Source organism: Collinsella sp. An2 (assembly GCF_002160065.1).
GTDB lineage: Bacteria > Actinomycetota > Coriobacteriia > Coriobacteriales > Coriobacteriaceae > Limicola.
Genome location: NZ_NFJW01000014.1, coordinates 1 through 21431 on the forward strand (window position 1 = coordinate 1; position 21431 = coordinate 21431).

Annotated in this window: 18 protein-coding genes; 9 read left to right on the plus strand and 9 right to left on the minus strand. The window is 62.6% G+C overall.

Features of this window, described 5'->3' with window-relative positions; all coding sequences use genetic code 11:
- The coding region (locus B5F33_RS08490; RefSeq protein WP_087411381.1) for an IS110 family transposase at positions 1-1189 on the minus strand (1189 nt) is incomplete at its 3' end.
- A 272-nt stretch (positions 1190-1461) separates the two neighbouring features.
- On the opposite strand from B5F33_RS08490, the gene B5F33_RS08495 reads away from it, so the two are divergent.
- The 6 genes from B5F33_RS08495 to hypE all read left to right on the plus strand — a co-directional run bounded on the left by B5F33_RS08495 (position 1462) and on the right by hypE (position 7589).
- Positions 1462-1710, plus strand: coding sequence for a hypothetical protein (locus B5F33_RS08495; RefSeq protein ID WP_087411382.1), 249 nt, complete (start codon positions 1462-1464; stop codon positions 1708-1710).
- A gap of 31 nt (positions 1711-1741) precedes the next feature.
- Positions 1742-2155 (plus strand): nickel-responsive transcriptional regulator NikR, encoded by a 414-nt coding sequence (gene nikR, locus B5F33_RS08500; protein ID WP_239284979.1) that lies wholly within the window; start codon positions 1742-1744, stop codon positions 2153-2155.
- A gap of 6 nt (positions 2156-2161) precedes the next feature.
- Positions 2162-4798 carry a carbamoyltransferase HypF gene (locus B5F33_RS08505; RefSeq protein WP_087411384.1) on the plus strand — a complete coding sequence of 879 codons (2637 nt, stop codon included), beginning with the start codon at positions 2162-2164 and terminating at the stop codon, positions 4796-4798.
- Positions 4799-5010: 212 nt separating this feature from the next.
- Positions 5011-5343 (plus strand): HypC/HybG/HupF family hydrogenase formation chaperone, encoded by a 333-nt coding sequence (locus B5F33_RS08510; protein ID WP_087411385.1) that lies wholly within the window; start codon positions 5011-5013, stop codon positions 5341-5343.
- Positions 5340-6455 carry a hydrogenase formation protein HypD gene (gene hypD / locus B5F33_RS08515; RefSeq protein ID WP_087411386.1) on the plus strand — a complete coding sequence of 372 codons (1116 nt, stop codon included), beginning with the start codon at positions 5340-5342 and terminating at the stop codon, positions 6453-6455. Before B5F33_RS08510 ends, hypD begins: the two co-directional genes overlap by 4 nt.
- A gap of 108 nt (positions 6456-6563) precedes the next feature.
- Positions 6564-7589: a hydrogenase expression/formation protein HypE gene (gene hypE / locus B5F33_RS08520; RefSeq protein WP_087411387.1), complete on the plus strand. Its 1026-nt coding sequence runs from the start codon at positions 6564-6566 to the stop codon at positions 7587-7589.
- Here hypE and B5F33_RS08525 read toward each other — a convergent pair.
- The 7 genes from B5F33_RS08525 to B5F33_RS08555 all read right to left on the minus strand — a co-directional run bounded on the left by B5F33_RS08525 (position 7586) and on the right by B5F33_RS08555 (position 13397).
- The gene (locus B5F33_RS08525; protein ID WP_087411388.1) at positions 7586-8563 is read right to left on the minus strand and encodes an AEC family transporter; all 978 of its coding nucleotides are present in this window, start codon (positions 8561-8563) and stop codon (positions 7586-7588) included. The two genes, hypE and B5F33_RS08525, sit on opposite strands and share 4 nt — an antisense overlap.
- Before the next feature lie 3 nt (positions 8564-8566).
- Complete coding sequence (locus B5F33_RS08530) at positions 8567-9013, minus strand: hypothetical protein (protein WP_087411389.1); 447 nt, start codon at positions 9011-9013, stop codon at positions 8567-8569.
- A 63-nt stretch (positions 9014-9076) separates the two neighbouring features.
- Entirely contained in the window at positions 9077-9349 is a 273-nt protein-coding gene (locus B5F33_RS08535) for an HPr family phosphocarrier protein (protein ID WP_087411390.1), read from the minus strand.
- Positions 9350-9493: 144 nt separating this feature from the next.
- Positions 9494-11032, minus strand: coding sequence for a glycoside hydrolase family 1 protein (locus B5F33_RS08540; RefSeq protein WP_087411391.1), 1539 nt, complete (start codon positions 11030-11032; stop codon positions 9494-9496).
- Positions 11033-11133: 101 nt separating this feature from the next.
- Entirely contained in the window at positions 11134-11460 is a 327-nt protein-coding gene (locus tag B5F33_RS08545) for a PTS lactose/cellobiose transporter subunit IIA (RefSeq protein WP_239284981.1), read from the minus strand.
- Between the two features lie 188 nt (positions 11461-11648).
- Positions 11649-12971, minus strand: a complete 1323-nt coding sequence (locus B5F33_RS08550; RefSeq protein ID WP_087411392.1) for a PTS transporter subunit EIIC — start codon at positions 12969-12971, stop codon at positions 11649-11651.
- A gap of 93 nt (positions 12972-13064) precedes the next feature.
- Positions 13065-13397 carry a PTS sugar transporter subunit IIB gene (locus B5F33_RS08555; protein WP_087411393.1) on the minus strand — a complete coding sequence of 111 codons (333 nt, stop codon included), beginning with the start codon at positions 13395-13397 and terminating at the stop codon, positions 13065-13067.
- A gap of 338 nt (positions 13398-13735) precedes the next feature.
- On the opposite strand from B5F33_RS08555, the gene B5F33_RS08560 reads away from it, so the two are divergent.
- A complete protein-coding gene (locus B5F33_RS08560) occupies positions 13736-15727 on the plus strand; it encodes a PRD domain-containing protein (RefSeq protein ID WP_087411394.1) in 1992 nt (663 codons plus the stop codon).
- A gap of 600 nt (positions 15728-16327) precedes the next feature.
- Positions 16328-16987, plus strand: a complete 660-nt coding sequence (locus tag B5F33_RS08570) for an HAD-IA family hydrolase (RefSeq protein ID WP_087411396.1) — start codon at positions 16328-16330, stop codon at positions 16985-16987.
- A gap of 162 nt (positions 16988-17149) precedes the next feature.
- On the opposite strand, the gene B5F33_RS08575 is transcribed toward B5F33_RS08570, so the two are convergent.
- Positions 17150-19918: an acyltransferase family protein gene (locus B5F33_RS08575; protein WP_239284984.1), complete on the minus strand. Its 2769-nt coding sequence runs from the start codon at positions 19916-19918 to the stop codon at positions 17150-17152.
- Between the two features lie 280 nt (positions 19919-20198).
- On the opposite strand from B5F33_RS08575, the gene B5F33_RS08580 reads away from it, so the two are divergent.
- Positions 20199-21179, plus strand: a complete 981-nt coding sequence (locus tag B5F33_RS08580; RefSeq protein WP_087411398.1) for a ribokinase — start codon at positions 20199-20201, stop codon at positions 21177-21179.
- The last annotated feature ends 252 nt before the right edge of the window (positions 21180-21431 follow it).

Sequence of the window (21431 nt, forward strand, 5' to 3'; positions counted from 1 at the left end):
CCCTCCCCGGCCTCGCCGGGTCGTACGGGACCCCGTCCCGCATCACCGCGAAGACTATGTGGCAGAGCTTCCGCGCCACGGCGGTCACCGCCACCCGGTGGCACTTGCCCTCGCGCCTCTTCCTCTCGTAGAAGGCCCTGAGCGACGGGTCGTGCTGCCGGGCCCTGTTCGCCGCCAGCCACAGCGCCCTGCGCAGGTACGGCGACCCGTGCTTGGTGATGGGGCCGCCCCCGCTGTCGAACCTGCCCGACTGGTTGACGGAGGGGTTGAGCCCGGCGTAGCCCACGAGCGCGGAGGCGCCGCGGAACCTGCCTATGTCGCCGATCTCGGCGACGATCTGGGCCCCCGTCGTGTACGAGACCCCGGGTATGGTGAGGACGAGCGGCTCCACGAGCTCGAGCAGCTCGCGCACCCTGCGCTCGACCTTCCCGCACTCGCCGTCGAGGAGGTCCATCTGGCGGACGAGCGACTGGATCTGCATCGCCGCGGCGTCCTCGCCGAGCCTGATGCCGACGGACGCGCTCGCGAGCGCCTTGAGCTCGGCGGCCTTGCCGTCCACGCGGCGGCTGCCCCGTGCCGCCGAGGAGATGTCGCGCTGCAGGGAGTCGACCCGCCTCCTGGCGATCCGCGACGGAAGCGGGCTCTTGGAGAGCACGGCGCGCCCGGCGGCGCCGAACATGTCGGAGAACGCGCCGGAGAACTCGGGGAAGTACGAGTCCAGCAGGCACGTGCACTGGGTCTTCACCTCGGCGAGCTCGGCCTTGAGGGACTGCTGGTAGCGCGTGAGGGTGCGCAGCGACTGCACCTCGTCGGTGGCGAGCCCCGTCGGGTCGTACCGCCCGATGCGCAGCGCCTCGGCTATGAGCGCGGCGTCGACGCGGTCGTTCTTGACCCTGTCGAGCCCCTTGAACCTGCGCACGGCGCTCACCTGCACCGGGTCGATCACCGCGACCGAGTAGCCCCTGGAGACGAGGAAGGCGTAGAGCGCCATCCAGTAGTGCCCCGTCGCCTCCATGCCGACGAGCACGTCGCCGGGCGCCTCGGCCACGCCCTCGAGCCAGGCCCCGCACCGCTCGAAGCCGGCGGCGCTGTTCTTGAAGGGCATCCGCTTGCCCTGCTCCTCGCCGCGGTCGTCCACGGCGCCTATCACGTGGTCCGCCTTGGCGACGTCCACACCGGCGTAGATCATCTCCCCGCCCTCCTCTCTGCTGCAGGGCGGCGGGCGCCTGCCCGCGTCACCCGGGACCGCAACCTCCTAGAAGAGATCCGAGGTGGCCTTGCGCCCCTCATCCAGCTAATCCGCGGAAGAGCCCGGGTGGGGCAGGACGCCATCCTCCTTGACGGGGTCGCTCCGCGCGCCCCAGGTCCCATGTCGGCGTCCCTGCCCGCCAGATTCTGCATTGCACCAAAGCATCCGGTATCCGGCTCTCTGATGCAACGACTTAAAGATAGGAGGCACCCATGCACGACGTGGGAATGAACATGGGACAGCTCGCCATGAGCGTCAAACAGGTCGACGACACCATTGCCCTCGCGCGCGACTGGAGCCACAGCCTGCTGCACGCTACCGAGAATTTCGACATGGAGCGCATTGGATCCAAACTCCAGGCGGCCATGAAGGCACTTGACGAGGCACGCGCGGCGCTCGAGGGCTACGAGGACGCAATCGAGGCCGACCACAACTCCGTCGGCTCCGTGCGACTGGTGTAGCGCCATGGGTTCCTGCAACGCAGGAGATCTTGTGCGGTTCTCCATCGCCGTCCCGGAGGATCTGCTGAATGCCTTCGACGCCCAGATCGCGCGTCGCGGCGCCACCTCGAACCGTTCAGAAGCCATTCGCGACCTCATTCGCTCTTCGCTCGTGCGCGAGGAGCTTCGCACGCCCGACGCGCAGGTCATCGGCTCCTTGACCATGATCTACGACCATCACACCGGCGACCTCACCCGGAAGCTGGACGAGGTGCAGCACGATTACACGCACGAAATCGTCTCGACCATGCACGTGCATCTTGACCATAGCAACTGCCTCGAGATCCTCGCGCTGCGCGGCCAGGGCTCGCGCGTCTACGAGCTTGCCGACAAGCTGCTGGGGCTGCGCGGCGTCAAGCACGGCGAGCTCACCTGCGCCGCCACCGACGCAAGCCTCGAACTGTAGACAAGCATGCGTGACGCGCACATCCATATCACCGGCATCGTCCAAGGCGTGGGCATGCGGCCGTTCGTGTATCGCGAGGCGATTCGCCACGGCATTGCGGGCTGGGTGCTCAACGCCGGAGATGGCGTGCACGTGGAGGTACACGCCGCCAGCGACGAGCAACTTGCCTCGTTTGTTGCGGCGCTGCGCGACGAGGCCCCCGCAGCTGCGCGCATCGACACCGTACAGGTAATCGAACTCCCTGCAGAGGCAGCCTCGTCCACCGTGGCCGACGACTCGCCCAGCAAATCCGGCGAGCGCCGGGCGCTGGCGTCGGACTCGAGTCCCGACGGCGCGTTTCGCATCGTCGCCTCGGACGACCAAACCGAGCGCACGACGCTCGTCTCGCCCGATATCGCCACCTGCCCCGACTGCCTGCGCGAGCTCTTTGACCCCGCAGACCGGCGCTACCACTACCCGTTTATCAACTGCACCAACTGCGGGCCGCGCTTCACCATCATCCGGTCGCTTCCCTACGACCGCCCGGCCACATCTATGGACGCGTTTCCCATGTGTGCCACGTGTGCGGCAGAATATGCCGACCCCGCGGACCGGCGTTTCCACGCACAGCCCGACGCCTGCTTTGAATGCGGGCCGCATATCACCTGGCGTGAACGCACCGACTTACCCGACCACCTGGCCGAGTGTATGCGCGAGGTGCCCGCCGCGCCGTCCGTTGGACAGACGCGCACGCAAAGCGACGCCATCATAGATCGCTGCGCCCGAATGCTCGCTGCCGGCGGAATCGTTGCCATCAAAGGGCTGGGAGGATTCCACCTTGCCTGCGATGCCTCGAACGAGCACGCCGCGCAGGAGCTACGCCGGCGCAAGCGCCGCAGCAACAAGCCACTTGCGGTCATGGTCGGGCGCCTTGAAGATGCCTGTGCGCTCTGCCATATCGACGACATTGAACGGGCGCTGCTCGAGGGCACGGTTCGCCCGATCGTCCTGCTGCGCCGTCGCGAGCACGGCGCGCGTGCCAGAGCTGCGGCTGACCAAGCGGCGAGCCCGGAGGCCGCTCCGAATGCGGCGGCGGAACAAATGACGCACGCGGCCGGCGCGACCACGGGCGACACGCTTGCGCCATCGGTCGCCTTCGACCTTCCCGAGCTGGGCATCATGCTGCCCTACACCCCGCTGCAGCACCTCCTGCTTGCGGCATGTTCGCTTGTCGGCGTCTCGGCCTTGGTCATGACAAGCGGCAACGTGAGCGAGGAGCCTATCGAGACCGACGACCGCCTGGCTTGGCAGCATCTCGTCGATGGCGGTTTGGCCGACGCCCTTCTGGGCAATGACCGCGCCATCCTCGCCCGCTATGACGACTCAGTCGTACGCGTTGTCGCAGGCACGCCCATGTTGGTCCGGCGCGCCCGCGGCTATGCGCCGCGTCCGCTGGCGCTGCCTGCCATGCGCTCTCCCTCTTGCGACGGGATCGAGCCCAGCATGCCCACCATCCTGGCCTGCGGATCGGAACAGAAGGCGACGCTCGCCTTTACGCGAGAGCAGGAAGACGGCTCCGCGGCGTGTCTGTTGTCGCAACATATTGGCGACGTGGAGAACGCCGCCACGTTTGACGCCTGGCACGAGGTGCGCCGCCGGTTTGCCACGCTCTTCGACCTTGAGCCGCAGGTCCTTGCCTGCGATTTGCATCCGTCGTACCTGGCAAGCCAGTGGGCGCGCGAAACCGCCCGCGAGCAGCATCTTCCCCTGATCGAGGTGCAGCACCACCATGCGCACCTTGCGGCCGTCATCGCCGAGGCGGCGGCGCGCGGAGAGCTTGCCCCCAACGCCCAGGTCATAGGCGTTGCGTTTGACGGCACCGGCGCAGGAACCGATGGCACCATCTGGGGCGGCGAGTTTCTCGTCGCAGGGCTTTCTGCGTGTAGGCGCGCCGCGCACCTGATGCCATGGCACCTACCGGGCGGAGCCGCCAGCGTGCGCGATGCGCGGCGAAATGCCTTCGCGCTGTTGCACGCTTGCAACCTGCTTGACCATCCCGGCGCGGCGCCACTTCTCGTGCGCCTAACCCCCGAAGAGCGCAGCATTACCGAAACCATGGTCGCACGCGGCATCAACAGCCCCCTCACCAGCAGCATGGGGCGCTTCCTCGATGCCGTATCGGCAATGCTTGGCATATGCGATAGCGCCACCTACGAAGGGGAGCCTGCGATCTTGCTCGAAGCGGCAGCAACGCGCGAGCAGTCGTGCCTCCCAGCCAGTCCCATTATCGACGCGCCATGCATGCGACGCAGGCAAGGTTCACTTGTGCTCGATCCGACCCCCCTGCTTTGCAGCCTGCTGGACAACCTCGCCGCCGGTGCGCGTCCTGAGCAACTCGCGCTCGGCGTGCACGAAGCCGTCGCTCGCATGGCGGCCGAGACTGCCGCGTTGCTGGCTCAACAAACCGGAATCGGCTTCGTTGCGCTATCCGGCGGGGTCTTCATGAATCGCTTGCTGCTGGGCATGACGCGCAGCCTCCTGGAAGACCAGGGATTGCACGTGTTGGTTCCCAGAGACGTCCCGGTCAACGACGGCTGCATCGCCTATGGCCAGGCGGCCGTCGCGCACGCGATTCTGGCGCAGCGGGATATGCGCGCTTCATGAATCCACGGGCTTGAGTGCGCCCTGCTCTCGGCAGGCGCTCCGCACCGCTGAGCGGCGGGCAAGTCGCCGCTCCTGCACAGCACCCCCCCGCAACCGCACGACATACCCACCTCGACGGAAGCGAGCTGCAGATGCCCCGCTTGCGTCATCGTTTGCCGAGCTGCCACCAGAGCGGTACCATCTTGCGCAACAATGCAGAAAAGGAGACCTCCATGTGCCTCGCTGTTCCAGGAAATATCGTTGCGCTTCACGATGATGTCACCGCAACCGTCGACATGCTTGGCGTGCAGCGCGATATCTCGGTCGCGCTGACCCCCGACGCCAAGGTTGGAGACTATGTGCTGGTGCATGCCGGCTTCGGCATCCAGGTCATCGACCCCGAGGAAGCACGTCTTACGCTCGAGATCTTCCAGGAGATTCCCGAGCTGGTAAGCGAAGAGCTCGATGGCGTGGTGCCGTTTGGCGCGGCCGCGGATGCCGCCGCCGAAAACGAGACGGACGAGACGCCGGCCGCTGGCACCGTCGCCGTCGGGGCCGTCGCATGACAGACGGCAGCGCGCGCGACGAGCACCGCATCGACTTCGAGGCCTTCCGCGACCCCGACCTTGCCCGCAGCCTCATTGAGCGCATCGACGAGCTGGCTGGGGACCGCGAGCTCAACTTCATGGAAGTCTGCGGCACACATACCATGAGCATCGGCCGCTACGGTTTTCGCTCCGTCATGCCCCTGGGCATCCACCTGCTTTCGGGTCCTGGATGCCCGGTCTGCGTGACCGCAAACCAGGATATCGACCGCATCATCGCGCTTGCAAAACTCGACGGCCTCACCATCGCCACCTTCGGCGACATGATGCGTGTTCCAGGGTCGACGAGTTCACTCGCCGCACAGAAAGCCGCTGGGCACGACGTGCGCATCGTGTACTCGCCGCTCGATGCCGTCCAGCTTGCTCAACAGCATCCCGAGCTCAACGTGGTGTTCGTCGGCGTGGGATTTGAGACCACCACACCCACCATCGCCGCAAGCATCCTTGACGCCGAGGCGCGCGGGCTCACCAACTTCTCAGTCATGAGCGCTCATAAGATGACGCCGCCCGCGCTGCGCGCCATCGCCGACGACCCGGAGACGCGCATCGACGGCTTCATCCTTCCGGGGCACGTGTCCACCATCACCGGACTTGCTCCCTACCGCTTCCTTGTCGACGAGTTTGGCATCCCTGGTGTGGTAACTGGATTCGAGCCTGTCGATATTCTGGAAAGCATCCTACTGCTAACCGAGATGGCGATTTCGGGCAGGCCGGCCATAGAAAACGCCTATCGCCGCGGTGTGAGCAGCGAAGGGAACGCCGTGGCGCGGGGCGTGGTCGACAAGGTGTTCGAGACCTGTGACGCCACCTGGCGCGGCCTGGGCAAGCTGCCTGCATCGGGCCTCGCTATTCGACCCGAGTACGCCCGCTTTGACGCCCGTCGTCGCCTTGACGTCGATGTCGAGCCGACTCGTGAGCCGCGCGGATGCCGCTGCGGAGACGTCCTGCGCGGAGCAATCGCGCCCACGTCGTGCCCGCTCTTTGGACGCGCATGCACGCCCGAGCATCCCGTTGGCCCATGCATGGTATCGAGCGAGGGCAGCTGCGCCGCCTATTTTCGCTACCACGAATAGTCCGGCCGCCGCGCGATCCCGACCCAAGGGAGAGGCGGCGCGGCGCGCAGTAACCCTTCAAGAACGGTCACCCCAGCAGATTGGACCATCGAGCGTAAGGAGACTTTCATGGCAACCGATACCACCGTCCTGCTTGGCCACGGATCGGGCGGGCAGATGATGAAGCGTCTCATCGACGAGGTCTTCCTTGATGCCTTTGGGTCCCCCGAGCTGCTGGCCGGCAACGACTCCGGCGTGGCAGCGCTGGCACCCACCGGCCGCATCGCCATGTCGACCGACAGTTTTGTAGTAACCCCGCAGTTCTTCCCCGGCGGCGATATCGGGCGCCTTGCCGTCTGCGGCACCGTGAACGATGTCTCCACCTCGGGCGCTCGCGTACACTACCTCTCGTGTGGCTTCATTCTGGAAGAGGGCTACCCGATGGACGACCTGCTGCGCATCTGCCGCAGCATGGCGGATACCGCGGCCGAGGCCGGCGTGCGCATCATCACCGGGGACACGAAGGTCGTCGGTCGCGGCGGGGCCGACGGCGTCTATATCAACACGGCGGGCGTGGGCGAAGTTCCTGAAGGCGTTGAACTTTCGGGCAGCGCCTGTCGGCCCGGAGACGTCGTGCTCGTGTCGGGAACCCTGGGAGACCACGGCATCGCGGTCATGAGCCAGCGCGAGGGGCTATCGTTCTCGACCACCATCGAGAGCGACGCTGCTCCGCTCAACCATCTTGTCGCCGCAGCACTTGAGGCGGCACCTCATACACGCTGCTTCCGTGACCCCACGCGCGGTGGCCTGGCAAGCACGCTCAACGAATTCGCCTCGGCCAGCAAGGTCGAGATCGAGGTCGACGAGCAAAATGTCCCCGTGAATCCGCAGGTCCAGGCAGCCTGCGAGATGCTTGGCTATGACGTGCTGCAGGTGGCAAACGAGGGAAAGATGGTCGCCGTCGTCCCCGCCGATGAAGCCGATGCCGCGCTTGCCGCCATGCGCGCGAGCCGCTACGGAGAGCACGCCGCCATCATCGGGCGTGTCTGCGAGCTGGCCCCTGACGCCAAGCCGCGCGTGCACGTGCGCACGCCCTGGGGCTCGACCCGCATCCTCGACATGCTCGTAGGCGAGCAGCTGCCGCGCATTTGCTAGCAGGCGCCAAGCAGCACCGAAACTACCGGGATGGTAAGGATCGACCCCACCACGCTCAAGAAGGTGATTTGCATCATTGGCGTGGCATCCATACCACTTTGCATGCAATACAGGGTGCCGTTGGTGGCTACTGGCATGGCGCATTCGAGCACAATCACCGAGCGCACCATCCTATCCACCCCGGCAAGCCCCAGCACCGTAAGGCAGGCCAGAGGGATTCCCAACAGCCGAAATGCTGCAGCGAAATAAGCGCGAGGATTGCCGACCATCTCGAGTGGATTATATTGGGCAAGCGAAGACCCGACAATCAACAGTGCCGCCGGCGTGGACATCTGTCCCACCACCGACATCGCGCTCCCTGCGACCCCCAGGTCACGCACGCCGGCTAGGATCAACACGAGCGCAGTCATACTCGCGATAATCGTAGGGGTCTTGAAGCTTGCCAAGGCAGACGCAAGCTTGCGGGCGCGGCCGGTGCCATGTCCCGCCTCGATATCTGGCTGCGCCAGGTCGCGTGCGCGAAACATGCCCGCGCCCACGGTAAACATGAAGATATTTCCTGGAACGCTTGCGATCACCGCAAGGAGCAGTGCTCCATCGCCCAAGACGGATGAGATGACGGGAAAACCGATGAACCCCGCGTTTCCAAACATCATGGCGAACCGATATGCCCCCTCGACCCCGCGCGGGACCCGCATGACGCGCGACGCCGCCACGGCGACCAACCACGACACCACCATAGCCACCGCCATGAGCAGTACGACCCGCAGCGTCTCGCCACGCCCAGGAAGCGCGTCCACCGTCGACAGCGAGGACAGCACGGTGCAAGGAAGGGCGATGTTGAGCACGAGCGTGGTGAGCTTATGGTCGAACTCTCCGCCTAGCACTCCAAGGCGATGCAGGACATACCCCAACACGATCGGAAGCGAGACCACCTCCATCTGAGAGATGACCCCGCCGATATCAAGCGACATATCCTAACGCCCCCGCACCAGATCGTGCAGGCGCAGCCAGCAGAACACCACGAGCACAACGGTTATACCAAGCTGCAAAAACAGCGGCTCCATACCCGTGCTCGACGCCCCCACCATGGCACCGCGCCCAAGGGACACCAGATTCATGGGCAAGCCTCCCGCAAACCACAGCGTCAACGCCAAAAGAACCTTGCCGCTGCCCTCGAAACGCTCTCCCACCCTGTTGCCAGCATCCTGCGCGCATGCGCTCACCGCGCGATACGCGCGCACCTCGAACAACACCACAACCACAAACAGCGCAAGGGCAATGACGGTGGAAACCACCGACACCGCCGTGAGGGCATCTCCCGAGAACGACGCGACCGTAACGTCCATAAGTACCGTAGCTGCCGCATACACAAGCGATGCGGCAAGCAGCTTGAGCAATGCCGACCGAACGAGCGCGTTCATGGCAATGGCACATCCTTTCACCGATTTGCCCCTGCGGTCAGCATGTCCGCAGGGGCCAAACGTCTACTCTCCGCAGCCGCTCTCGACGAGCTCGACCAGGGCCTGAACCGCCTGGGCCTCATCCGGGCCTTCGGCCGAAATCTCGATCTCGTGCCCCTGCTTCATACCGAGCGCCATCATGGTGATGATGGACTTGGCGTTTTTCGGCTCGCTTCCACTGGTAACGTTGCACACGGTCACATCGCTTTCAAACTCCATGGCCTTCTTCACAAAGACCGAAGCCGGACGGGCATGCAGGCCGCTGGGATTCACCACGGTCGTCTTTTGGGAAACCATTGCTGTCCTTTCCGCTCAGGGCCTGAGGCCCAGGCTTGCCGCTAGGGCGATGGGGGGCTAGGATGGCGCGGCGCCGCTGCAGGCGACGCCGCGCCGCGCATTCTCGGGCATGACGAGCCTGCGCAGGAAATGGGGTGGTGCTTCTCACTCAATCACGATATTGTCGGTCGACGTATCGGCACCATTTGAAGCGATGAGCTTCTTGTAGTAGTAGAAGCTCTTCTTCTTGCCGCGCTTACCCGTGCCGTTGCCATGGTCGTCCTGGTCCACCGAGATCTGACCGTAGCGCTTGGTCATCTCGGAAGTGCCGGAGCTAATGAGGTCGATGGGACCCCACCACGCATATCCGAACACGTCCACGCCATCGAGGAGCGCCTGGTGCAGCTGCTCCACATGTTCCTTCATGTAGGCGATGTGCGCATCATCTGCGCAATAACCATTTTCATCGCGCTCTTCGGTGATGCCATTGCCGTTCTCGGAAATGAAGATCGGCAGATGATAGCGGTCATAAATATGGTTGAGCGTGATGCGGAAGCCCACCGGATCGATCGGCCAACCCCACTCGGTCTGATCGAGATACTGATTCTTGATTTCGGTAAGGAGCTTGCCAGAGGGCTCAGGCGAGATCTTTCCCTTGTAGCGCATGATGTAAGTCATGTAATAGCTAATCGAGATGTAGTCGACGGTGCCCTTCTTAAGCGTCTCGAGGTCACCCGGCTCCATCTGAAGCTCCACGCCGTAGTCGCGGAAGAAGCGCTTGATGTAGTACGGGTACTCACCCTTGGCCTGCACGTCGGTGAAGAACCAATTGAAATGATCCTCGAACAGTACCTGAAGCTGGTCCTCGGGCTTGGAGGTCTCAGCGTAATTCTCCAGGCGGCAGAGCATGTTGCCGATGTAGGCATCCGGGTCAATCTCGTGCAGCTTGATGCAAGCCTTCGCTGAGGCGACAAGCTGGTTGTGCGCAACCTGGAACTTCTCGGGCCAACGGCCAGCATAAGGGTTGCCGCCATCTTCCGGCTGGTCCCAAATCACGCCGCAGCAGGTGCACGGGTTGGCATAGACATGGTTGATCTCGTTGAAGGTCATCCAGTACTTGACCTTGCCCTTATAGCGGCGGAATACAGTCTCGGCATAGCGCTCAAAGGCATCGACTACATGACGACTTGCAAAACCGTTGTACTCCTCGGCCAGGTGGAGCGGCATGTCAAAGTGATTAAGGGTCACCATGGGCTCGATGCCATGCTTGTGGCACTCGTCGAACACCGCGTCATAGAAGGCCAGGCCCTCCTCGTTGGGCTGAGCGTCATCGCCGTTCGGGAAAATGCGGCTCCAAGAGATGGACATGCGGAAGACCCCAAAGCCCATCTCGCCAAGCAGTGCAATGTCGTCCTTATAGGTGTGGTAGAAGTCAATGCCACGACGCTTGGGAAAGTCGTAGGCGTCTTCGTTCGCCTTGCGCTCGGCCAGGGACTGGCGCGTCACGGAGTTAAGCGGGCCACCCTCGACGATACCTTCACGGGCACATGTCTCGCGGTCAAGCAGAATCACGTAGTCGGACACGGCAGGACCGCGACCGCCCTCGTTCCAGGCGCCCTCGATCTGGTTGGCTGCCGTAGCGCCGCCCCAAAGGAAACCTTTTGGGAACGCGTCACCGAAGTCATAGGTATCGAGATCAATCATGATAAACATCCCTTTCTGTAGCGTTATCCAAATAAACGGTGATAAGTAGAGAGGTTCAGGCAATACAAGGCCTTGAATCCGGCAAGGCCTAAGACCTCGCGCTATTTCCCAGCAAGGGCACGCACCACTGGGAGCATCTTCTGCGTCATATGGAGCTCAGCGCTAATGGTCATGAGCGTATCCTGGGCATGGGTGAAGAGCAGCGAATACTCGACGTCCTCGCCGGCTGCCTGGCGCTGGATCGTGTCGGTCTGCGCGTTATGCGCCTTCTGAATCTTTGTCTCAGCTTCGGCAAGGTGCGCCTCAACCGCATCGAAATCAAGCTGAGCCATGCTCTCGAGAGCCTGGTCGATACAGGCGCGGCCGTCGCCAGCATTGAGGATAACCTCCATTGCAACCATATTGATATCCACGGTGGCATCTGCCATGACGTGCTCCTTTCTTTGGTGTCCCGGCGGCAGTCGGCCACCGGGACAGTTGAGGTAATCAGGGGCGCCGGTCCGCGGCGCTGCGGGATGCCAGCGCTTCAAACGGTGCGCGGCGACCGGCGGCAAAGCCTAAGCTGAGCCCAGATCACTGAGGGCCATTCCGGACGGCAGGCCATGCCGGCGTGAAGCTATGCTTCGGAAGCCTCCGCCTCGGCGGCAGCGCGACGGGCGGCTTTGCGGGCCTCACGTGCTGCCTTTTTGGCAGCCTTCTCCTCGGCCTGTTTCTCCTCCTGCTTGGCCTGGTAGTTGTCATAAGCCTTGAAGAAGGGGAACCACAGAATTGCAGCAATGACGAGGTTCACGCACACCAGAGCAACGTTGCCCCAGTTACCACCGGACATGAAGAAGGCAGAAATGGCATTGGGCAGGAAATTCATGTCGAAGTTCTCTACGTGCATGCCAGCCCAGCCCATGCTCATCCACAGATAAGCCATAGCGGGAAGGATGATGGCCTGCGCAACCATAGGAATGAACAGGAACGGGTTTGCAACAACGGTCGAGAACACAAGCGGCTCGTTGATGTTGAAGATCGATGGGACAATCGTGGCACGACCGAGCGTGCGGTTCTTCTTGGACTTGGCAAAGAGCATGTAGAACGCAAGCGGGAGCGTGGCGCCCTCGCCGCCAATCATGATGTAGCGGGTAATGCCATAGGCGTTGATGTTCACCGGAGCAAGGCCTGCGGCATAGAGCTCCATGTTCTCCGCAAGTGCAGCCTTCTGGATGGACTGCTGAACCGGCGAGAACACCCAGCCGGAGATGCCGAAGAAGTAGAAGGTATCCATGACAAGCGGGATGGCAATAGTACCTGGCAGGGTCTGCGCGAAGTTGGTCACCGGCGAGAGAATGAGGCCCACCATGGTGAAGACGTCCACCTGCGCAATATAGGTAACAATCCAGCCGATAAGAAGCGACAGCAGCACGGCGATGATGTTGTCGAACCAGTTTTTAACGAAGTCAGGAATGAGGCTGTCCTCGCTAAAGAACGTCATACGAGCCATGCGTTTGTAAATAAAGCCCACTACAAAGCCGACAACCATGGCGGTGAACATGCCGCCCGCGCCGAACTTGCTCATTTCAAAAACCGTTCCGGCATCGGTTGTCTGGGCGTTCATGCACAGCATGTAGGTGCCGATGCCCGTGAAGCCCGCAATCATACTACGGTCTTTGCGATCTTCCTTCACCGCCACGTTGTGCGGAATGATGAAAGCCATGAACAGACCGACAAGGCCGAATGAATAGGTGGTAATAGGTGAGATGTCTGGCAGCCAGGTCACAAATCTGCGAACAATATTCCAAAGACTGGGAATGGCACTCACCATTGAAAACGGAACGATGTAGAGGACAGCATCCGAAATGACGCCAAACCAATACGTCGCCTGCAGCTTGTTCACGACTGGCACGATGTGCTTCTCAATCCATGCCTGAACCGCTTCCATGATATGCTGCATAGAGGCTCCTCCTTCCAAGAGGGGTTAAGCGGTGCGTCCGCGACGCCTGCAAGCCATGCGGGCGCGCCGCGTCTTGCCTTGCTCGGAAGACCGTTACTCGTCTTCCTCAAGCAAATCGAAGGCATCTTCAAGGATGCTCTCACCATCGAGCGCGGCATAATAGTCCGGATCGATAGACATGACCTTTACGCCATAGGGCTTCATGCGCTCCCGCGTAGCCGGAACCTCAGCCGCGAAATGCGGACCCAGCAGCAGCACATCGATCTTGTCGGCGTAATCCATAATCTCGGACTTGCTTACAGCCGAAATCGAGACGTTTAGCCCCTCCTCCTTGGCATACTTGCGCATGTTCGCCGCCATGAATCCAGTCGAGGCGCCGATTCCGCAGGCAAGCAAGATCCGGATAGTCCCATTCGCATCTGCCATGGGATTCACTCCTTTCGTTGCGGACGGCCCATGCCGCCCGGTCGCCGCGACACCCGTGTCGACCCGGGCATCTCTGACCTTGTCTGCACTATACGGGGCCTGGTCACCTCGGCGCGAACACATTTCTTTCCGCCAGGCGGAAAACCTGCCGGGTTGCCGGCTCGCGGAAAACCGATGGGATTTCCGCCACTGCGGCAATCGGTCGGTTTTTCGGCATCCTGTTCGTGGGTTAGGATTGAATTCAAAGTACCAAGCATGCCAGGAAACATCGCACGATTTCGGGGGATCCGAGCCCCATCTCGACAACCCCTGGCCACAGTAAGCGTGAGAGGCGGGGCATGGCATCTGCGAAGCAGGACCGTATCAATCGGTTAATCTATATTCTCGAACATGCCAATTCATGGGTGTCATCCGCCGTGCTTGCCAAAATGCTCAACACGAGCGAGCGAACGGTGCGCAACTACATAGCCGAAATCAATCGTACAGGCAGCCGTCACATCGCCTCGTCGAAAGAGGGATATCGCCTCGATCGCGAGCATGCGGGAGCCACAGGGGAGGTCGCCGAGAATCGCCAACCCATAACGCCGTCCGCGCCTCCATCGCATACCCCGCAGAAGAGCGTCCGCGACACCCGTCGCGACTATGTGCTTTCACGCCTCATCAACGCGCAGGAGCCCGTCTCCATGTTTGACCTCGCAGACGAGCTCTGCATCAGCGAAAGCACGCTCTCTAACACGGTCATGCCCCAGGTGCGCAAACTGCTCTCCCAGTTTGACATCCAGGTAGAGACTCATGGCTTTGCCACGCGGCTCGAAGGCCGCGAGCAGAACAAACGACGCCTGCTGGGCTACATAGCAACCCAAGGCACCAATGGATACTTCACCTCTACCGACACGCTCAAAGAGCTGTTTCCCGGCTTCGATGTAGATGGCATCATGAACAAGCTCGCCGAAATCTGCCAGCACTCGGAGCTTTTCCTGAACAACTACGCCCTAAGCAACCTTTTGCTGCATATCCTGGTCATTATTATTCGACTGAAATCCAACAACGAGCTCGACGAGCGCGATGATGCCATTGATGCCGCCGACCTCGTAAACGCCTTTTCCCAACGCGATGAGATCGTTAAGTGTGCCGATGAGTTTTCGCGCTATTTTGAACGCGCCTTTGGCTGTCCCATCCCCAAAGCCGATTATCAGCAAATCGTACTTCTTATCGCTCTCTCCATTGAACGCTACAGCTATGACGAACTGAGCTTCGAACGTCTTTCCTCCATCATCGAACGGCCTTTTGTGCAAACGGTCTCGCAAATTGCTCGGGAAACATCAGAACGCTATGGCATCACGTCGTTCGATGAGGCCTTTATGCTGCAGTTCACGTTGCATATGTACAACGTCTATCAACGCGCCCTCTATCACGTGCGCTACCCCAATCCGCTCGTTCACCAAATCATGAGTGACTTCGCGCCCGTCTATGACATGGCGGTCTACTTTGCCCATCGCTTCTCCCAGGCACTCAATGTAGAGCTGGGCGAGAACGAAATCGGCTTTATCGCGTTTCACATTGGCGCGTATCTGGAGCGCTGTGCCGCACCCTCGAATAGCGTGACATGCATCGTCATTGTCGAGCAGTACCACGATTTTGCCCGACAGCTTGTATCCGACCTCGAGCACGCGCTGGCCGATGATATCGCAATCATAGGTGTCATGAGCTGCGATGCCTACCTCACAAGCCATCCAGAGAGCGACGTGGTGATAACTACCATCGATGTACCCGTGGCTAACGCGCTCAAGATTCTTATAGGCCCCATACTCACCAAGCAAAACCTGCGCAAGATCCGGGATAACATCGCTGGGGTTCTTGAAGCTAAGCGTCGAGGACAGGCACATCGTTTCCTGCGGCACGTGTTGCGGCCTGAGTTGTTCGCTCGAAATGTACAGCTGCAGGGTGGGCCGGATGCATACATCGACTACCTGGGATCGCTCTGCATGGCCGGAGGCTTTGCCGGCGACGACTTTGTAAGAGACGTCCATCTGCGCGAACGCATTTCCTCAACCGCCTTCACAGAACGATTGGCCATACCACATTCCATCGATACCTATGCCACGCGCTCCTTCATTGCGGCACTTCACAACGACACTGCCATTCCATGGGGCCGTCACGATGTTAACTTCGTGCTGCTCATTGGCATCGCACGTGAGGACATGGGGTATTTCCGCGATGTGTTGGATATCATCATCGAGCTCTTCTCGTCAGTAGACGACACCATGCGCATTATGCAGACAGACACCTTCGAAGAGTTCCTGCATGCATTTACCCAAGATCTAAGCTGAGGCCCCGGTGGCAGAGGGCCGTCAGGAGCGGGCGGCCGCCTTCCTCGACAGGGCGGATACAAGTGACCCCGAGGCCGCCCTCAGCCTCCAGGGGAGCCTGACAGGGGCTTCGGGGCAGGGTGCCGGCCATGACACGGCCGGGCTGAAGGCGCCCCACGGGCTGCAAGGGCCCCAGGTGGGCAAAAATCCCAGAAGTCTGTAGCCATAGGTGCACCCAGACGTACCTGTATAAGCATTTTGAGCTTGAAAGGGTGTTTAAAAATGCTGGATGCCCGCAATTCTTTATTTTCTGACTCCCTGTTGCTACAGACAACTCGAAAATTTGTCCACCACGCCGGCCCAGCAGGCGGCAGAAGCCGGAAACCAGCCCCTGCTGCAGAAAATCCTATCCAGATACACCGCCATTTTATGCATCTTGGGTTCTAGGCCACCTCCCGACAGGTCGACCCGGGACCGGTTCGCAGGCAGAACGGGCATGAAACCGATACGCAACCCCCGCATGACTCCACCGCACTGCAAATTCTTCGTGCAGCGATTGCGCACCAGTCGCAGACGTGGACAATGGATGCGAATCATTGGTACACGCACAAGGGAAGTTCCATGCCCTTTACCCACATCGTTTTCGATCTTGACGGCACACTCCTAGATACGCTGCAGGACCTCGCGCTCGCCTGCAACCACGTATGCGCCGCACACGGTTGGCCCACGTTTGAACTTGATGCCTATCGCTACAAGGTGGGCAACGGCATGCCCAAGCTGGTCGAGCGCATCACACCCGCCGAGTTTGCCGGCGACACCGCGGTCTTTGCACAGGTTTTTGAGGAATTCACCTCGTACTATGCCGCCCATAAGGAAGACCACACGCATCCCTACCCCGGCATCCTGTCCATGCTCGACGAGCTGCGCGCCGCCGGCCTTACCTTGGCCGTACTCTCAAACAAGGACCATGCGGCCGTGGCGCCGCTTGTCGCTCACTACTTTGACGACCGCTTTGCGCTCGTCCAGGGACGCATCGATGCGTATCCGCCCAAACCGGCAGCGCCCATCACGCTTCACGTGCTCGACCAGCTGCAAGCAGACCCTGCGACGACCCTCTATGTAGGCGATAGCAATGTCGACGTGCAGACAGGCCACAACGCCGGCCTCGCGGTAGCGGGTGCCGCTTGGGGCTTTAGGGGCAGCATCGAGCTCGAGGCGGCGGGGGCCGACCTGATTGCACACAGCGCCGAAGAGCTGACGCGTATCATCCTCTCTGAATAGCGGTAGACCCGAGCGCAGCCCCGCCATGCGCGCCACGCACCCCACCTGCCGCATGGCATGCGCGACACACAGCTGGCATACAGCACGGCGGGCGCCTCGCACCTCAGCGAGACGCCCGCCGTTTCATATCCAGTCGTTTCCGGCTGGCTGAGCGACCCCTACCTAGGCGGCCGATCCGGTCTCCTTCGGGTTGACCTCATGCGTCGCGAAGCCGGCAGCAAGCGCCTGAGCGAACTTCTGGACCGCGTTCTGCGCTGCCTGGGGCTGCGGGTCGTCTGCGTGGTCTTCGGGGTGCACCGGCAGGTCGTCCTTCACAGCGTTATAGATGAGGTTGATGTACTCCCGCGCACCCTGATTGTTGAGGTGCGTGCCATCACCGTCGAACAGGTCGTTACGCCCCGCACTATAGCCGTACCAGTCGATGACGCTCGCGTTCGAATAGCGGTCCGCCGCGCGGCCAAGCGCCTCGTTGGTGGCGCCCACCCACGGCTGCGGGCTACGTGTATTGACGAAGACCGCTTTGCGCTTATCGCCGACAAGCCCCATGAGCTCGTCGATCTGATCGTCGGTAACCAGGCCGTTGGTACCCAGCGCGAACACGGCCACCTTGCCGGCGAGGTTCTGGTCCACATAGCTGCGATAGGCTTCGATGCCGGCCGAGAACTGTCGACTCTTCGCAGCGTCGATATGACCATGAGGGAAGGTGCTGTTGAAGGTGTCCACGGCACGCAGCGACACCGAGTCGCCAACCATCACGATGTCATACGAACCCGCGGGGAAATCGCCGTCATCGGTATCCGACGTGTCGTCGGTCGCAGGCGTGGCCTGCTGCCCACCATCCGACTGCGCCGCCTCGTTGCCAGCGTTTCCCGCATCGCCTGCGCCGTCGGTGGCAGTCCCTGCGGTGCCGCCGTCGGTCAGCAGGGCCGCACCCTCCTCACTCAGCGCCGAGGTGTTCGGCACGAAGACAAGGCCGCCTACAGCGATCGCTGCCACAATCGCGGCCGCGATCACGGGCACGGGACGGGTCCGGATGAGTGCCGGGACGCTTACCTGACCAGCGCGCACGCGCGAAACGAGTTTGCCGAAGGCTCCCTTGCGGAAGGGGGTCTCGATGAAGCGATACGAGAACTCGGCGGCGGCAAGCACCACAAGCACCTGCACGATCATGAGCCACCACGGCGTATCGGTAACGTCTGCAACCGGATTCATGAGCAGCAGCAGCGGGTAATGCCACAGATAGATGCTGTACGAGCGCTTGCCCACCCAGACGAGCGGCGAGAACGAGAACACGCGAGCCACGATGCCGTCGGGCTGCACGGCCGCCATGATGAGCATGACCGTGAAGATCGAGCACAGAAGCGTGCCTCCCTGGTACTGGAAGGCGGTATAGCCGTTGGTGAAAACCACCATGAGCGCAAGGCCGATGAAGCCCACGAGTCCGATGATGTCGACCACATGGCGGGAAAGCGGCGACCGCTTAGCAGAGACACTCTCTTGGATGGAAGCGCCCGCAACCGTGGGCGACCCGTTCCCCTCGGCACCGTCCAGGCCCGCGGCCTCCCCTGCCACGCCCGCCGCGTCGTCGCGGCGCAAGAACGGCAGAATCCGATCGAGCCCCACCACATGCGCAAGCTCGCGGGGATGCATAGACCCCTCGGGGATGAACGCCAGCCAGGCGCCCAGCAGCAGCGAGAACACGCGGGTGTCCGTGCCGTAGTACAGACGGCTGGGATCGACCGCAGGATTGTAGAGCAGTGCCATAGCCAGCGCTGACACCGCTGCCAGCACAAGCACGACACGTCGCAGCGGGCGACGCTTGATGCCCAGATGCAGCAGCAGGAACAGCACCGGCGGCCACACCAGGTAGAACTGCTCCTCAATGGCGAGCGACCAGAAATGCGTAAGCGGAGAGGGGTCGCCGAGTGCATCGAAATACGACACGTTCTGAATAATCTGCCACCAATTGTTGAAGAACAGAAGCGACGGCAGGATGTCGGGACGCATCTTGGTGAGCATGACGTGATTGAACAGCGTACAGAGCGCACAGGTCACCACAACCACCGTCACGATGGCGGGCACAAGGCGCCGGACGCGGCGCATCCAGAAGCTCTTTAGGTCGATGCGGCCCGTCTGTTGGAACTCGCCTAGCAGCAAGCGGGTGATGAGGTAGCCCGATAGCACGAAGAAGACGGTGACGCCCAGAAGGCCACCCTGCGCCCAGGTGAGGTTGAGGTGATAGAGCACGACCGCGAGCACGGCAAAGGTGCGGATGCCGTCGAGGGCGGGAATATAGCGCGAGCGAGGCCGCTTGGGGGCAGCCGCCTCTGCTACCGCAGAGCTGCCGCCAGGGCCTGCAGGACCAGCCGGGCCGGCCGGCCTCTGCGCAGCGGACGTTGCTCCGGCGCGCGTGCCCGCAGGAGCGGAGGACGCACGACGAGCCGCAGCCTGGGGCTGCGCCGCCCGAACCCGCTGAGGCTGAGCGGCATGCTCGGGGCGGGCCTGACGGCCACCGGCAGCGCGGCCTGCCGCTGTGCGGGCGGTAAGCGGAACGACCCCGACGGCGTCGTTTCCGACGGCCGGCGTCGCAGCACGCTGCACGGGATGGGAAGCCGTCTGTGCGGGCGTTGGGGCCTGCTGCGCCTGACGGGCAGCCGTCTGTGCATGCGAGGCCTGCGCAGAAGAAACCTGCTCGGAGGACGTCCGCGCAGGCGACGCCGGCCGAGCGGCCGGCACATGCCGAGGCTGCGGTGAGGTCGCGGCATGCGCCGCCCAATGCGGCATCGTGCCACGCTCACCCGGCGCGGCAGAAGGCACAGAGGCGCCGCTCGCCGCTCCCGCAGGACGCGGCGCGGTCGTACCTCCCTCGCTTGCAGGCCGCGCGGCGCGGACTCGACGATCATGTTCATTCATATCGAAAGGAGTGCTCATGCTGCATCCCAAGTGCTACGATTCATTACTGCCATACATGCGCTTATTGTACCTATTGACGAACGGGTTGCGAAGAAGCCCTGCAGGCGCTCGCGGCGTTAACCGAGCCGTGCACATGTCACCAGCGCATTCGTCGCGGCACGCGCTGGCAAATCCTCAACTCCTCCCTGATGCCAGAACAAGTCCTCCATACCTGTCGAAACTGTATCGAGAAACGAGCGACCGCCTCGGCACAGGAGGGGCTACCATGAAGGCACGGAGCGGCCGAAGGGAGGCCATCATGGACGAAGCGGATAAAGAGCTCCTGCGAGACGGGCGAACCGTCGTAGTGTTCGGCAGCATGAATATGGATCTCTCGGTGGCCTGCGACCGCATGCCCCTGGCGGGCGAGACCATCCATGGGTCGGACTTTGTCACGGGCGCGGGCGGTAAAGGCGCCAACCAAGCCGTCGCCGCTGCGCGCATGGGCGCAAAGGTCCACATGATCGCAGCCGTGGGAGCCGATACCTTCGGCGACCAGCTCGTCGCCGGACTGGAACATGACGGCATCGGCACGGGCCAGGTCCGCAGGCTTGCCGACGTGCCCACGGGTGTTGCCGTCATCGTGCGTACGGGCGGCGACAACCGTATCGTGCTTGCCGCCGGCGCCAACACGGCGCTTGACGGCCGCGAGGTGATAGGCTCTATCGATGCACTCTTCGACCAAGGCGACGCCCGCATAGGGAGCATCTTCTTGGCGCAGGGAGAATGCGACCTAAAGGCGACCGCGCAGGCGATCGAGCATGCCCATCGGCGCGGTATGTTTACCATCTTCAATCCCGCCCCTGCCTGCAACCTGCCGCCTCAGACATGGCGCGAGGTCGACCTTGTATGTCTCAACGAAACCGAATGCGAGTCCGTGGTGGGCATTGTGCCAACAGATGAAGACGACTGTCGGCGCGCGCTCGAGGCGCTGTGCCGCCTTACGGAAGGGGCGGCGCTTGTCACCCTGGGCGCTGGCGGGTCCGCTCTGCTGTTCGAGGACGAATACGTGCACCTGCCCGCCCGCACCGTCGACGTCGTGGACACCACCGCCGCGGGCGACACGTATCTGGGCGCACTCGCCGCCATGCGCTCGCAGGGATTTCCGCTGCTGGACTCCGCCGGGGAGGCCACCTGCGCCTCGGCCCTTGCCGTCTCGCGCCTGGGAGCGCAGGCGTCGATTCCCACCGCAGAAGAGGTCATGGCCTGGCTCATCGAGCAATGGGAGAACGACCGGTAGAAGCCCGCCTCTCGGGCTTGAGGCCCGCTCTGGGCCGACCCGGAGCGCCAGCACCCTCGCGGCCGGGCGGCATCGCCTGGTCCCGGGGCGGCGCCTCCTGGTCCCGGTCGGCACCGCCCGCCACGCCCCCTCCAGCACGACCTTCATCCCCCACGGCCAACACCCACGCGGCCCTGCCGGCACAGCGCCGGCTTCGCAGCCTCCCACACAAAAGGGGCGGCGCGCCGTGGGTGTCCCCCGGCGCGCCGCCCC